The organism is Aeromonas sp. ASNIH1 (assembly GCF_002934285.1).
Taxonomy (GTDB): Bacteria; Pseudomonadota; Gammaproteobacteria; order Enterobacterales; family Aeromonadaceae; genus Aeromonas; species Aeromonas caviae.
In genome coordinates, this window is record NZ_CP026228.1 from 4,769,087 (window position 1) to 4,783,385 (window position 14,299).

At 62.9% G+C, this 14,299-nt stretch carries 11 protein-coding genes and 1 pseudogene; 8 read left to right on the forward strand and 4 right to left on the reverse strand.

Annotation, left to right across the window (positions count from 1 at the left end):
* Position 1: 1 nt before the first annotated feature.
* A pseudogene (locus C2U37_RS22985) lies at positions 2 to 694 on the reverse strand (porin); the annotation flags it as partial.
* A gap of 382 nt (positions 695 to 1,076) precedes the next feature.
* Between C2U37_RS22985 and dinG the strand changes: the two are divergent.
* From dinG to C2U37_RS23000, 3 genes are all read left to right on the forward strand, one after another.
* Positions 1,077 to 3,149: an ATP-dependent DNA helicase DinG gene (gene dinG, locus C2U37_RS22990; protein ID WP_042864102.1), complete on the forward strand. Its 2,073-nt coding sequence runs from the start codon at positions 1,077 to 1,079 to the stop codon at positions 3,147 to 3,149.
* A 213-nt stretch (positions 3,150 to 3,362) separates the two neighbouring features.
* Complete coding sequence (locus tag C2U37_RS22995) at positions 3,363 to 4,022, forward strand: YccT family protein (protein ID WP_039040268.1); 660 nt, start codon at positions 3,363 to 3,365, stop codon at positions 4,020 to 4,022.
* Between the two features lie 70 nt (positions 4,023 to 4,092).
* Positions 4,093 to 4,989, forward strand: a complete 897-nt coding sequence (locus C2U37_RS23000) for a histone deacetylase family protein (RefSeq protein WP_104453126.1) — start codon at positions 4,093 to 4,095, stop codon at positions 4,987 to 4,989.
* Positions 4,990 to 5,159: 170 nt separating this feature from the next.
* Here C2U37_RS23000 and C2U37_RS23005 read toward each other — a convergent pair whose 3' ends face one another.
* Positions 5,160 to 6,308, reverse strand: a complete 1,149-nt coding sequence (locus C2U37_RS23005) for an MFS transporter (protein ID WP_104453127.1) — start codon at positions 6,306 to 6,308, stop codon at positions 5,160 to 5,162.
* A 303-nt stretch (positions 6,309 to 6,611) separates the two neighbouring features.
* Complete coding sequence (gene ylqF, locus C2U37_RS23010; protein ID WP_104453128.1) at positions 6,612 to 7,562, reverse strand: ribosome biogenesis GTPase YlqF; 951 nt, start codon at positions 7,560 to 7,562, stop codon at positions 6,612 to 6,614.
* 341 nt (positions 7,563 to 7,903) lie between these two features.
* Between ylqF and C2U37_RS23015 the strand changes: the two genes are divergently transcribed.
* From C2U37_RS23015 to rnk, 5 genes are all read left to right on the forward strand, one after another.
* Positions 7,904 to 9,295, forward strand: coding sequence for an alkaline phosphatase (locus C2U37_RS23015; RefSeq protein WP_041214887.1), 1,392 nt, complete (start codon positions 7,904 to 7,906; stop codon positions 9,293 to 9,295).
* A gap of 24 nt (positions 9,296 to 9,319) precedes the next feature.
* The gene (locus tag C2U37_RS23020; RefSeq protein WP_174218574.1) at positions 9,320 to 10,687 is read left to right on the forward strand and encodes an alkaline phosphatase; all 1,368 of its coding nucleotides are present in this window, start codon (positions 9,320 to 9,322) and stop codon (positions 10,685 to 10,687) included.
* Between the two features lie 50 nt (positions 10,688 to 10,737).
* Complete coding sequence (locus C2U37_RS23025) at positions 10,738 to 11,421, forward strand: hypothetical protein (RefSeq protein WP_041215862.1); 684 nt, start codon at positions 10,738 to 10,740, stop codon at positions 11,419 to 11,421.
* An 81-nt stretch (positions 11,422 to 11,502) separates the two neighbouring features.
* Entirely contained in the window at positions 11,503 to 12,237 is a 735-nt protein-coding gene (locus tag C2U37_RS23030) for a substrate-binding periplasmic protein (protein WP_010675251.1), read from the forward strand.
* Between the two features lie 233 nt (positions 12,238 to 12,470).
* Positions 12,471 to 12,866, forward strand: a complete 396-nt coding sequence (gene rnk / locus C2U37_RS23035; protein WP_010675253.1) for a nucleoside diphosphate kinase regulator — start codon at positions 12,471 to 12,473, stop codon at positions 12,864 to 12,866.
* A 108-nt stretch (positions 12,867 to 12,974) separates the two neighbouring features.
* Here the strand turns inward: rnk and C2U37_RS23040 are convergent, their stop codons facing one another.
* Complete coding sequence (locus C2U37_RS23040) at positions 12,975 to 14,102, reverse strand: GGDEF domain-containing protein (RefSeq protein WP_104453129.1); 1,128 nt, start codon at positions 14,100 to 14,102, stop codon at positions 12,975 to 12,977.
* Positions 14,103 to 14,299 lie beyond the last annotated feature (197 nt).

Below are 14,299 nucleotides of genomic sequence, written 5' to 3' on the forward strand. Positions count from 1 at the left end.
CGCCCAGGGCCCACTCTTTCTTGTCGCCAGAAGCGGTGCTGACGGTGCTTTCCAGGTCGGAGTAAGCGTAACCGGCGTTCAGGCCCAGACCGAAGTCGAAGTCGTAGCCAGCAGCAGCGGCGTAGCCGTAGTTGCGCTTGACGTTCGGACCGTAGACGTCGGTTTCCTTGATGCCTTGACCGATGTCAGTAACCTTGACGGCTACGTCATCGTTGGTCTGGTAGGACACTTTGCCCTTGAAGCCACCGAAGGTGTTGGAGTAGATGATCTGGCCTTCTTGACGACCGTCGTAGAAGTTACCTACGTCACCCCATTCGTTGAAGATATCGGTCGGCTCCAGCACGTCGTAGAACGCGGTGTCGGTCTGGCCGAAGATGATCTTGCCGTACTGGGTACCGTCCAGGCCGACATAGATGTGACGGGAGTTGAACTTGTTGTCAGAGTTTTCGGCGGATACTTGCCACTCGGTCTTGGCGATACCGGACCAGGTGTTGTTCAGGCCGACTTTGCCGGACCAGCCCAGACGGGAGGAACCAACCAGTTCAGCGTCGGTGTCGTCGTGGTCTGCGTACATGTTGGCTTGTACACGGCCGTAGATGTCAAAGGAGGTGCCGTCTTTGTCGTAAACGACAGCAGCGTTGGCTGCGGATGCGAACAGAGCCGGGATAGCAATAGCCAGAATTGTCTTTTTCATAGTTTCCAATGCCTACTGTAATTAAACACTAAGTCCTTGTTATTCCCTGTGTTAGCGATGTTCTTTGCATCACTATGGCGCCGAGACTATCACCGGGTTTTCGAATCCGCAATGAAAAAACTTGGAACTTTTTATGAAAACCATAGTCACAGGGAAAAATTTGTGAGCTGAATCTCACAATGTTTGCCCCATCAGGGAAAACGTTTACAGCGATACTCTCTGCCTGAATCCCTCTTTTTTGGTGGTTTATTGCAACCCCCTGTTCCCTCATAACATATGTGCAAAGCCGGGGCTGACTCGACTGCTTCTCCCCTGCCTCGACCCGGGCCGCCTGTTGCGGGTATCCTGTTGCCATCCACACCGACACGGCCACACCTTCTTTATGCTATCGACTCGCCTCAAAGCCACCATCCGCAATACCTATCGCCAGATTGCCGATGGTTTACCCGGTTTTGTGCCGCGCAAGGAGCAGAATTTCCTGGTTGCCGAAATCGCCAAGACCCTGACGGGAGAATATGACAGGAGTCGCCGCATCCTGGTGGCCGAGGCAGGCACCGGCATCGGCAAGTCCCTCTCCTATGCCCAGGGGGCCATACCAGTGGCACGGCTGACCCAGAAGAAGCTGGTGATCTCCACCGCCACCGTGGCCCTGCAGGAGCAGCTCATCCACAAGGATCTCCCCTTTTATCACCGTCACAGCGAGCTGCCGTTTCGTTTCATGCTGGTCAAGGGGCGCCAGCGCTACTGCTGCGAGCACCTGCTGGAGCAGGCGGCAAACGGCAGCGAGATGGCCAATTTCGAACTCGACTTCGGCGCATTGAGCAAACACAAGCCATCGGATGCTGACAAAGCGTGCTACCAGGGGCTGTGGCAGGCCTACACCGAAGGCAAGTGGGACGGGGATCGGGACAACTGGCCCAAACCCATTACGGACCCTTGCTGGGATCGCATCGCCGCCGACCGCCACACCTGCAACAAGGCCCTGAGCCACCATCAGCACTGCCCCTTCCACCGCGCCCGCAACGACATGGACGCAGCAGACGTGCTGGTGGTCAACCACGCCCTGCTGCTCTCCGACCTCACCATGGGGGGCGGCATCATATTGCCGCCACCGGACGAGTGCATCTATGTGCTGGACGAAGCCCATCACCTGCCCACCATCGCCCGGGATCACGGCGCCGCCAGCGCCAGCATCAAGGGATCCCGCCGCTGGCTGGAAAAGCTGGTGCAAAGCGCTGGCAAACTGGCAAGGACGCTGAACAAGGAGAGCCTCCTCGATCCCCAGCTCAAACTGCAGGATGCCCTGGCCTCTCTCCAGCCGGATCTCAAGGCCCTCGAGCAGTGGCTCACCAGCAATGACCACCTCTTTGGCGGCGAGCCCCACCACAGATTCGCCGATGGGGTGCTGCCGGATCCCCTGCCCATGCTGGCGGAAAACCTCAAGGAGGCGAGCAAGAAGGCACTGAGGGCGCTGGACAGAATGCAGGGGGCCATCGGCGAGGCGCTCAAGGATGGCGAAATCCGTCGCAAGGAGGCCGAGCCTCTGCTGGCGGAGAGCGGTTTTCACCTGCAACGGCTCGAGAGCTTCTGCGCCCTCTGGGAGATGCTGAGCCGCCATGTTCCCACCGGCAAGACCCCCCTTGCCCGCTGGATGGCCAGAAGCGAGGACGGGGACATCTGGTTGCACGCCTCCCCCATCGAGGTGGGGTATCTGCTGGAGGAGTGGCTCTGGTCCCGCTGTCTCGGGGCCGTGCTGGTGTCGGCGACCCTCACCGCCCTCTCCTCCTTCAGTTATTTTCGCCACCAGGTGGGGCTCAAGGAGCATGACGGCACCCGCTATCTGCGGCTGCGCTCCCCCTTCGACTACCACAAGGCCGAACTCTATCTGCCCAAGATGGCCCATGAACCCAGTGCCCCCGCCTTCACCCAGGAGTTGATCGATACCCTGCCCCGCCTGCTGGCAGGCAAGGAGGCCAGCCTGGTGCTCTTCTCCTCCTATCGCCAGATGAACGAGGTGGCGGTGGGGCTGCGGGCCAAGGGGATGTCGCTCCTGGTACAGGGGGAAGCGTCCCGCAGCGCCCTGCTCCTCCTGCACAAACAGAAGTGCGACGGCGGCCAGGCCAGCATCCTCTTTGGCACCGGCAGCTTCTCGGAAGGGCTGGATCTGCCCGGCCACTACCTCACCAACCTGGTGATCACCAAGCTCCCCTTCGCGGTGCCCAACTCCCCCGTGGAAGAGGCGACCGCCGAGTGGATAGAGCAGCGCGGCGGCAACCCCTTCCTGCAACTGACGGTGCCGGAGGCGTCACGCAAGCTCATCCAGGCCTGTGGTCGCCTCATCCGAAAAGAGGCTGATCGGGGGCGGGTCACCATCCTGGACCGGCGCCTGCTGACCAAGCGCTACGGCAAGGGCCTGCTGGACGCCCTCCCCCCCTTCACCCGACGCATCGAGTGACACGGCTGACGCCCGCCATGCGCTCCCCTGACCCTCATGTCAGGAGGTGGCAGGAAGATAGAAGAGCACGCTGCCCGCAGGACTCGGGGCAGCGGGATCCACACCCCGCACACCGGAAGGCGCCATAAACGGCTATTGCCGCTGTGGGGCAAACCTGTAAAAATGACCCCCTATTTTTCAGTGGGCAATTGCCTGACTGTTCAAGGAGATGAAATGAAACTGACTGTTCTGGTACCGGCCCTGGCTGGTCTGTTGTGGGCAGGTAGCGCCCTGGCCGCTAGCCAACTGGAAATTACGAATCCCTATGTCATCCAGCTGCTCGATGGCGAACCCGTCAACCCCCAGCTGCTCGACAAAGCCACCGTCTTCTCCCTGGAGCCCGGCAGGCACCAGGTCGTGGTCGCCTTCGAGGGCAACTACTCCAGCCGCAGTGAAACCAAGCTGGTCACCGCCGAGCCCCTGGTGATCAACTTCACCGCCGCCGACAACCAGCAACTCTTCCTCGACTTCAAGAAGCCCCGCAAGGAAGAAGAAGCCAAGCGTTTCGTCAAGGAACAGAACGTCGTTCTGAAAGACAAATCCACCGGCCAGGTTCTGAAATCCGAGCAGTTCGTCATGCCGACCGTGGGTGGCTTCCAGCTGACCCGTGACTATCAGCAGGAGCTGCTGAAGATGGGCAAGGCCTTCAACCAGCCCAAGACTGTGTCCGTCTCCACCGCCGCCGTGATGGCTGCCGCCAGCGCACCGGTGGAAGTGGCCCCGAGCAAGGCCATGAGCAACCCGGAAGCCCTGACCCAGCTGCAGAGCTGGTACAACAAGGCCGATGCGGAGACCCGCAAAGCCTTCCAGATCTGGGTGATCCAGCAGCAGTAAGGCGCATCGCACGCCTGCATCGAGGGGAGCCTGGCTCCCCTTTTTCATACCCGTTCATGGCCGATGCTTCATGTCACTGCGCATCTTCTATCACCCCCACTACTCCGCCCTGAGGCTGCCCGAGCGTCACCGCTTCCCCCTGGCCAAGTACCAGGCGCTGTTTGAACGCCTCGTCGCCCTCGACTATCCGCTGGCACAGGCCACCCCTGCCAGCCGTGAGCAGATAGAGAAGGTGCACGATGCGGCCTATGTACAGGCCGCCCTCGCCGGCACCCTCGATGAAGGGGCCATTCGCCGGCTCGGCTTTCCCTGGTCTCCCCTGCTGATAGAACGTACCCTGCACTCGGTCGGCGCCACCCTGGCCGCCAGCCGCCACGCCCTTGCGCAGGGCTGCGGACTGCAGATCTCCGGCGGCTACCACCACGCACACCGGGGATTTGGCAGCGGCTTCTGCCTCTTCAACGATCTTGTGATCGCAGCGCGAACCTGCCTGGACGAGGGACTCTGCGAGCGGGTACTGATCGTGGATCTCGATGTCCATCAGGGAGATGGCAGCGCCGCCCTGTGCACGGGCAGCCGTGACATCATCACCCTCTCCCTGCACGGGGAACACAACTTCCCCCGCCACAAGCCAGCCTCCCATCTGGACTTTCCCCTGCCAAGCGGCATGGAGGACGACGCCTATCTCGAGACCCTGGACCAGGCCCTCGCCCTGGCTCATCGCCTCTACGCCCCTGACTTCATCCTCTATCAGGCCGGGGTGGATGTGCACCGGGACGACGAGCTGGGCTACCTCTCCCTGAGCGACTCCGGCGTGCGCCAGCGCGATGCCATGGTCTTTGACTCTGCGCTTCGCCACGGGCTGCCCATTGCCGCCGTGCCCGGTGGCGGCTACCGGCGCGACTGGCAGCGGTTGATCCCCTTGCACATGTCCCTGTTCGAGGAGGCCAGACGCCGCTACGGCTAGCACATGGCGCCGCTTACCCCCTCCCGGCCACAAAAAAGGCGGCACCTGGGCCACCTCTTCTTTATATAAAGCACAACAACGCCAGCCCTCCCCTTCTCCCCCAGCCGAGCTCCCCGGAAAGGCCCGTCAGAGATCGCCCCCATGAAGGCGTCAGAGAAGCCCGACAGTCCTCAGGCATGGGCCACCGGCGTCGGGTGTTCTCCCATTTTGCGCAGCAGCATCAGCAGATAGATAAACGACACACAGGCGATCACGATGAACAGCAGGTTGTCCGAGTAGCGCTGCATCAGGAGTGCCGTCAGGGTCGGGCCGAGCAGGCTGCCGATGGTGTAGCTCAACAGCAGCGCCTGGTTCATGGCCACCAGCTGATGGTGCGCCACCTTTTCGCAGGCCCAGGCCATGGCCACGGGGTAGAGCGTAAAACACGCAGCCCCCAGCATGAACAGCGCCGGTCCCATGACGGCACCGCCGAGCATCGCCATGCACCCCAGGATCACGGCAAACACCTGCACCCGCAGCACAGGCAAGCGCCCGAAGCGCTCCGCCAGACGGCCGATGGGCCACTGCCCCAGAATGCCGGCGCTGACCATCACCGCCATCCAGAAGCCGATGCCGGCGTCGCTCACCCCCTGACGGTTCAGATAAAGAGGCATCAGGCCATAGAGAGATCCCAGCACCATGCCGGAGATGATGCAGCCGTTGACCCCCAGCCGGGCCTGGCGAAGGCGCAGCATGGGCCACACCAGGGCACTCGTCTCCTGTTCGCTGCGCGCGTTGACGATGCGGGCAAACAGCAGCGGCAAGACGGCTGCCAGTACCAGGGCGCTCACCCAGGGGAGGACATCCATCAGCCCCGTCGATACCTTGCTGACCAGCAGTTGCCCGAGCACTGTGCCCAGGTAATAGACCATCATGTAGGCCGCCAGCAGACGGCCCCGGTTGCGCGCATTGCCGCTGCACATGAGGGCGCTCTCCACCACCACCCAGATGATGGCGCAGCCCACACCGGCGATGAAGCGCCATGTCAGCCAGCTCCAGAACCCCTGGGTGACCCCCAGGCCGACGCAGCCTGCGGCAAAGATGGCAGACGCCAGGTAGTAGCTGCGGTTGAACCCGAGGCGCTTGATCAGCGACCCCGCCAGCAGGGTGCCCAGCAGGTTGCCGGTGAAATAGGAGGAACCGACCATGCCCACCTGCCAGGTCGGCAGATTGTCGTGGGCGAGCCAGAGCGGCACCAGGGTGTTCAATACCGCGATGGCCAGGGTCAGCAACAGCAGGCCACAGAGCAGAAGCAGCACCGGGCGGGAATATGTGGTCATGGATAAAACCGTGGGGAGAGGCAAAATGCGAGCGCATCATGCCACCGCCAATGCCATTGTCAATCGGCGCTGAGTAGGGATCGCAAGGTGTGGCGGCACGCAGCTCTTGCCGAGCACCACGGCACCGCTAAGCGCTAACCCTATCCTCTTGATTAACCAGCGCTTTGGCCATGATGACGATCATGGGCCGGTTGAGCATCGACCTTGTGGCCTCTCCACAATCCTGAAGGCCCAAACAAGAAGAGGCGACCCTTGGGCCGCCTCTTCTTTCTATCAAGCACAACCTATCGTGCACAACGCCGGTCAGCGCTGGCGCTTCTTGGCGTACTTGCGACGGGCCCGGGCCTGGCGCTCCTCTTCCCGCTCGGCCTTCTCCTTGGCCTTCTGCTCGGCCTCGGCCTCGGCCTCCACGATCTCGACCCTCACCATCTCCGGGGTCTCCAGGGAGATGCGGCCCAGCATGCCGGAGCGGAACTCGTTGACCAGGATCTCGGACGCCTTGTGCAGATCCGCCAGGCCCCCCTTGCGCATGAAACCGCGCTGGCGGGCGATGAGATCCAGCAGCTCGATCTCGGTTTCGGGCAGCTCGCTCAACTGGTAGCGTGCCTTGATGCGCTCCGGATAGGCCTTGATGAAGTAGTCGGCGGCAAACATGGCGATGTCGGCGTAGTCGAAGACGGTATCCTTGATGGCCGCGGTGATCGCCAGGCGGTAGCCACAGGAGGGCGGGTTGAGCTTGGGCCAGAGGAAGCCCGGGGTGTCCGTCAGGATGACGTGGTTGTCCAGCTTGATCCGCTGCTGGGACTTGGTCACCCCCGCCTCGTTGCCGGTCTTGGCGATGATGCGACCCGCCAGGGTGTTGATCAGGGTGGACTTGCCCACGTTGGGGATGCCCATGATCATGGCGCGCACCCCGCGCAGCTCGAAGTTGCGCTCCGGCAGCATCTCGTGGCACAGGGTCAGCAGTTGCTTGATCATCGTAGGCTCCTGCTGGGTCAGGGGCAGTGCCTTGATCCCCTTCTCCTGCTCCATGTGGGCCACCCACAGCTCGGTGATCTCGGGGTCGGCGAGGTCTGCCTTGTTGAGCACCTTGATCACCGGCGTCTCGCCGCGCAGCTCCGGCACCAGGGGGTTCTCGCTGGAGAAGGGAATGCGGGCGTCGAGCATCTCGATGATGACATCGACCTGGGGCATGACCTCTGCAATCTCTTTGCGGGCCTTGTGCATGTGGCCGGGGAACCAGTTGATGGACATATCCGTTACTCTCTCATTGGAATGCGGGCCCCTCTCGGGGCTGCGGGCGCTCGGGGCTGCGGGCGCGTGGTGATGCGCCAAACTGCTGGCACTCATCGCAAGGGGGCGCATTTTACCTGCTGCGGCCCCGATTTGACAGGCCATTCTGGCCGGGTGTTGTCACCCGGGTGGCCGGATGCCCGCCACGCCACCGGGAGGTGAGTGGCAGAACACAATCAACATAACCCATTGATATAAGATAACATTTGCAAGACGCTTTCACCGTATTGTCATCTCTCTTCACTAAAAGTGTCATCTGCCCCCTCTAGGCTGCGCTCAGGTTTCACAAGGAGCGAACCCCAATGAGAAAGATGGCAGGACTTGCAGTGATGATAGGCGCCGCCCTGGCCGCCGGCTGCAACTCCAACAACGACAGCAACACCCCGGAACCCAGCGCCAAGAACGTGATCTTCTTCCTCGGCGACGGCATGGGTCTCAACACCCTCACCGCCTCCCGGATCTATGGCGTCGGCGAAGAGGGCAGCCTCACCATCGACACCCTGCCGGAAACGGCCTTCATCAAGACCTTCTCCCACGATGCCCAGGTGACCGACTCGGCCCCCTCCATGGCGGCCTACATGACCGGGGTCAAGAGCAACAACGGCGTCATCAGCATGGACAGCGACGCCACCCAGGAGAGCGATTGCAGCCAGAGCGGCGGCAAAGCGGTGACCACCTTGCTGGAGCTGGCCAAGGCCGATGGCCGCGGCACCGGCGTGGTCACCACCACCCGGGTCACCCACGCCACCCCGGCCGCCACCTATGCCCATATCTGCAACCGGGATCTGGAGGCTGATATCGCCGTCCAGATGGTGCCGGGGGGCAGCGGTTACAACAGCGCCCTGAAGGAGGGGCTGGATGTGGTGCTCGGGGGCGGCAGCAGCTTCTTCCTGCCCAGTGCCGACAAGGGCAAGCGGACCGATGGCCGCAACCTCATCGACGAGATGAAGGCGAAGGGCTATCAGTTTGCCGCCACCCTGGACGAGCTGAACCAGGCCGATGCGAGCAAGCCGCTGCTGGGCCTGTTTGGCTCAAGCCACATGAAATATGACCTGGACCGGCCCGCCAGCGAGCCGTCACTGGCCCAGATGACCCTGGCTGCCATCAAGCAGCTCAAGGGCAAAGAGAAGGGCTACTTCCTGATGGTGGAAGGGGGGCGTATCGACCACGCCCTGCACGACACCAACGCCAAGCGCGCCCTGCAGGATACCCTCGCCTTCGACAACGCCATCCTGGCCGCCATCAATGAAGTGAAGAAAACCGATCCCGAGCTGAAAAACACCCTGATCGTGGTCACCGCCGACCATGACCACACGCTTGTGCTCAACGGGTACGCCAAGCGCACCGGCAAGACCACGGCAGGCAATGCGGGCGTGCTCGGGCTGGTGAAGAACTACGAGACCGGCGAGCCGAGCAAGGATAGCGATGGCATGCCCTACACCATCATCGGCTTTGGCAACGGCTACAACCGAGTGGATGGCCCGCGCAGCAGCGTGGCGGCCCTCGACGACGCCACCACCTCCGCCGACGACTATCACCAGGAGGTGGTGGTCAAGGTGGGCGAGATAGGCAACGAGACCCACGGCGGTACCGATGTCTTCCTCGGCGCCATCGGCCAGGGGGCGGAGCGCTTCCACGGCTCTCTCGACAACACCGCCGTGTTCGGCAAGATCAAGGCTGCGGCCAAGCTGTAAGGGATTATCAGGATGAACATCACCATGAAAAAGACGCTGGTCTGCACCGCCCTGCTCGGCACGCTTGGCGGCCTCTCCCAGGCGCACGCCGCCGATGCCAAGAACGTCATCCTCTTTATCGGTGACGGCATGGGTCCCACCGTGCTCACCGCCACCCGCCTGTTCAAGGTGGGGGAAGAGGGGGATCTCGAGATGATGAAACTGCCCCAGAGCGCGCGCATCAAGACCTTCTCCCACGATGCCCAGACCACGGACTCCGCCCCCTCCATGGCGGCCTACACCACCGGCGTCAAGATGAACAACGAGGTGATCGCCATGAGCAGCGACACCAGGGCCGTGGCACCGTCCAAGGATGCCAACGGCAACAAGGGCATCAACAACTGCACCAGCGACAACGGAAGCCCGGTGCCCACCATTCTCGAGCTGGCCAAGGCAGCCGGCAAGTCGGTGGGAGCCGTCACGACCACGGAGCTCACCCATGCCACCCCGGCGGCGACCTATTCCCATATCTGCCACCGGGATGCGGCCTACGCCATCGCCGAGCAGGCGGTACCGGGCGGCGCCGGCTTCAACCAGGCGCTGGGGGATGGGGTCGATGTGCTGATGGGGGGCGGCGCCAACCACTGGACGCCCTACAGCGCCAGCAACAAGGGCGGCCGGGCCGACGGCCGGGATCTCACCGCCGAGCTGACCGCCCGGGGCTACCGCTATGTCACCACCAAGGATGAGCTCTCTGCTGTCAACTCGGGCAAGGTGCTGGGGCTGTTCAGCACCAAATCCCACCTCGACTACGAACTGGACCGCGTCGCCAAGGGGGCGGCCAGTACCCAGCCGTCCCTCTCCGAGATGACCGCCAAGGCGATCGATCTGCTCAGCCAGAACAGCCAGGGCTACTTCCTGATGGTGGAGGGGGGACGTATCGACCACGCCCTGCATGCCACCAACGCCAAGCGATCCCTGACCGATGCGGTGGCGCTGGACGAGGCGGTCAAGACGGCCCTCGGCAAAGTGGATTTGAGCGATACCCTGATCGTGGTCACCGCCGACCACGACCACACCATGACCATCAACGGCTATTCCGCCAAGGGCAACAAGGTGCTGGATCTGGTCAAGAACGCCGATGGCTCGACCCAGAACGACGCGGACGGCAAGCCGTTCACTACTCTGGTATTCGGCAACGGCCCCAACCGCCAGGACCAGCGTCCCACCCTCACCAGCGATGAGGTGATGGCGGATGACTACCTGCAGGAGACCGGGGTCAAGCTCGGCTCCGAGACTCACGGCGGCGGCGATGTGATGCTGTTCGCGGGCGGAGCAGGCAGCAGCCAGTTCAAGGGCACCCTCGACAACACCCGGGTGTTCGGCAAGCTCAGGGAGGCCCTCGGCCTGTGATAAAGGGGCCCGGCACTGCGCCGGGCACCTTTTCCGTCGAGCGAGAGACGATGATGAAATATCTGCTTTCTTTATGGCTGCTGGGCAGCGCCCTCTCCTTCCCCCTCCTGGCCGACGAGGTGCCCGATCTGGCCGCCCGCATCCGCTACGTGGACAGGGTGACCGGCAGCGACGGCATCACCCGGGAGAGCCAGTGGCAGGAGAAGTGGCTGCGGGTCGGTGACCAGGTGTGGAGCCAGCGGCTCATTCCCGTTCCCCTGGCCCGTGCCTATCACGCCACCCATGATGCCCGCCCCGGCCACAAACACTTCACTCACCAGATGGCGGCACGCTGGGTCACCCGCAGCGAGGGAGACGCACTCCAGTTGCGCTACGCCGATGCCTGGCACAACCAGCTGGTGGAGGTGCCGCAGGAGGAGTACGGCCAGGTGGCCTTCAAACCGGAGTGGGCGCGGATCCGCCACCTCATCAACCCTTCCCTGTTAGAGGGAATGACACCGCTGGATGAGGCCGCCCCCGACCAGGCGAACTGGTATGAGACCCGCGAAGGTCGCCAGCGTACCCGCATCCTCTGGTCGAGCCGCTGGCAGTTGCCCCTGGTGGTGGAGTCGGCAAGCCTCGACGGTTATCGCAGCTACCGGATGGAGGTGACGCTCAAGACGCTGCCAAAGACCCTCCCCTGGCAGCAACTGGCAGGGTACCAGACCCTGGATCTGCGGGATTTCTTCGACTGATCCCCCCAGGCGGCAATCGCCTGGCTGACATGGCGTAACGGGATGTTACACTCTCTGTACTCATCCCGGACCCGAACATCCATGCGCCTTGTTACTCTGCTTCTGCTGCTCTCCCCTCTGATCGTCTGCGCCTTTTCGGCCCGTGCCGTGGTCGTCGTGGCCGCAGACATTCCCCCCTATGTGATCCGCGCCCAGCAGGGTGCGCCGAGCGGCATGGCCATCGAGGTGCTGGAGGAGGCTGCCCGCCGCCTCGGGGAACCGCTCGAGATCGAGTTGATGCCGCTGGCTCGCGCCCTCAGCCAGGCCAGCCACCGCCCGGATGTCCTGTTGTTGCCCCCGGCCCGAAACCCCCAGCGCGAACCACTGTTTCTCTGGATTGCCCCCCTGCTGGAGGAGGCCTTCGTGCTGGTCAGTCATCGCCGTCACCATCCAGCGCCGCTCTCCATGAAGACGCTGCCAGGCCTCACCGTTGGCGTAATGCGTGGCTCCCATAGCCAGAGCCTGATCCAGCCGCTGACAGGGGTGACCCGGGAGCTGGTCACCGAGGAGGTCAGCAACGCCAGCAAGCTGGCGCGCGGCCGCATCCAGGCCTGGGCGGTGGCCTGGAACACCGCCCGTTACAACCAGCAGCGGGCGGGTCTGCCGCTCCCGGATCTGGTGCGGGGCGAGACCTTGCAGCAGAGCACCCTATACCTGGCCGCCAGTCCCCGCTTCTCCCGCAGCGAGGCGCTGCGCTGGCGCCGGGTCATTCAGGAAATGAGGGAGGATGGCAGTCTCGCGCGCATCCTGCACCAGTACGATTACCAGGCTCCCTGATGAGACAGTCAGTCCAATTGCCAAACCACCCCAGAATGGTTATGGTATCTCCATGAAAGCAATCATGATTTTTTCCAGTACGCTCACACCCCGCTGAGCCCCCGCCCTCGCCCCGCTGCGCGAGTCGCTCGGGGGCATCGCTTTTGCTGTCTGCTTTTTACCCTTGCACCGTTTTTTGTCGACCAGTCTGCCCGTCATCCTGGTCCCTTCAGTCATTGATAAGGAAATACCCTATGAAACAGCCTCATCTCGTCATCTCCAGCCTGGATCTGGATCGCATCGAACAGCTGCTTGGCAACCACCCCCAGCACCTTGCCCTGCAAGAGGAGCTGGATCGCGCCGAGATCCGCGAACCCGCCGACATGCCGCCGGACGTGGTGACCATGAACAGCACGGTGCGCTTCAAGATGCAAAACAGCGGCAACGACTTCTGCCTGACGCTGGTCTATCCGAAGGATGTGCAGGGGGACGAATCGAAGATCTCCGTGCTGGCGCCAGTGGGCAGCGCCCTGCTGGGGCTCAAGGTGGGTGACAGCATCGCCTGGCCGGGGCCGGCCGGTCGTACCATCCAGGTGGAGATCCTGGAAGTGGTCTATCAGCCGGAACGCGCGGGGGAGTTGCACCGCTGACAGGCTGCCAGGCTGCCATTCAGATCTGATGCGACCAGGTGGCTGACTCGGTATGCCTTTGTCTGGTCGGAGCCAAGGGCCACCGGCCGGGCATGACCTGACGGGGGATCAGGCCCCCTGACAGATCCGGTTCTTGCCCTCCCGCTTGGCCTGATAGAGAGCGCGATCTGCCTGGCTGAACAGGGTGTCAAAGTGCCATTCACGGGCGCTGGGCGCCCACCCCAGGCTGGCCGTCACCCGGACCCCCTTCAGCCCCAGCGTTTCTATCCCCTGGCGGATCTGCTCGCAGCGCGCCTGCTGGGCCAGGGGGTCGCGCTCGGGCAACAGCAGCACAAACTCTTCCCCGCCGAAGCGGCTGGCCACCAGATCCCGCTGGCCGGCAAGATAGCGACCCACCGCCTCCAGCACCCTGTCCCCGGTCTCGTGACCGTGGCGATCGTTGATCTGCTTGAAGTCGTCGAGATCCAGCACCACCAGCGCCCCCAGCCTTGCCATCGTCACGCAGTGATCCATGAAGCCGCGCCGGTTCAGGAGGCCGGTCAGGGGATCCTGGCTGGCCTGTCGACGCAGGGCCAGGGCCCGGTACTGGGTACAGAGCAGCAGCACCCCGAAGGTCGACAGATAGTTGCCCATCAGCATGGAGAGGAAGGGGAGCACATTGACCGCATGCTGATCCATCAGGACCCGCACCTCGCCGCCGAGCAGGGCCTCCATGCGCACCAGATTGAAACCGTAGAGCAGGATGTTGACCACGGTGAACACCAGCACCGCAGGCAGATAGTCAGGGTAGCCATGGCGCCAGATGAGCCAGACAATCACCGCCCCCACCATCATGTAGCTCAGGCAGGCCAGCAGCACCCGGGGGGCCATCTTGTCGTTGAAGATGACGCTCCAGCAGAGGATCAGCAGATAGACCAGCATGAAGAGGGTGAATGCCCGCCAGTTTGGCGGCTCCCCGAAGAAGCGCTGGATGGCGAGTGGCATCAGGGCGAGGCAGAAGGTGATGAGCAGGTTGGCCAGCCAGATCCCCGCGATATGGGGGGAAAATGCCTGCATGAAGAAGAGCGATTGCGCCGCCAGGGCACAGAGGCTGGACCACCACCAGAGCCCGAGACCGGGTATTTCCCTATGGGTCGACCAGATGATGGAGAGGGTGATGAATCCCAGGCTGTAGCCCCCGAGGGCCATCAACATCAGGGTAAATACGCCCAGATTGAGCAGAATTGAGGCGTCCATTCCCGAACCTTCCAATGGGGATGGCTGAGTATATGGGAAGCCCATGACAAGACACAGAGGGAGCCTATGGGCCGGGCAAAAATATTTGCCCGACTCGCACGCCCCATTCCCCGTGAAGCGTGCCGGACAACGCCCTGTCTGTGCCCGGATTTTCCACCGAGACGGCCGCCGGATATTTTGCACTTGAACCGGCGCCA

Coding starts and splice junctions, on each gene's coding strand:
- dinG (WP_042864102.1), top strand. CDS start 1,077: ATGCTATCGACTCGCCTCAAAGCCACCATCCGCAATACCTATCGCCAG.
- C2U37_RS22995 (WP_039040268.1), top strand. CDS start 3,363: ATGAAACTGACTGTTCTGGTACCGGCCCTGGCTGGTCTGTTGTGGGCA.
- C2U37_RS23000 (WP_104453126.1), top strand. CDS start 4,093: ATGTCACTGCGCATCTTCTATCACCCCCACTACTCCGCCCTGAGGCTG.
- C2U37_RS23005 (WP_104453127.1), bottom strand. CDS start 6,308: ATGACCACATATTCCCGCCCGGTGCTGCTTCTGCTCTGTGGCCTGCTG.
- ylqF (WP_104453128.1), bottom strand. CDS start 7,562: ATGTCCATCAACTGGTTCCCCGGCCACATGCACAAGGCCCGCAAAGAG.
- C2U37_RS23015 (WP_041214887.1), top strand. CDS start 7,904: ATGAGAAAGATGGCAGGACTTGCAGTGATGATAGGCGCCGCCCTGGCC.
- C2U37_RS23020 (WP_174218574.1), top strand. CDS start 9,320: ATGAAAAAGACGCTGGTCTGCACCGCCCTGCTCGGCACGCTTGGCGGC.
- C2U37_RS23025 (WP_041215862.1), top strand. CDS start 10,738: ATGATGAAATATCTGCTTTCTTTATGGCTGCTGGGCAGCGCCCTCTCC.
- C2U37_RS23030 (WP_010675251.1), top strand. CDS start 11,503: ATGCGCCTTGTTACTCTGCTTCTGCTGCTCTCCCCTCTGATCGTCTGC.
- rnk (WP_010675253.1), top strand. CDS start 12,471: ATGAAACAGCCTCATCTCGTCATCTCCAGCCTGGATCTGGATCGCATC.
- C2U37_RS23040 (WP_104453129.1), bottom strand. CDS start 14,102: ATGGACGCCTCAATTCTGCTCAATCTGGGCGTATTTACCCTGATGTTG.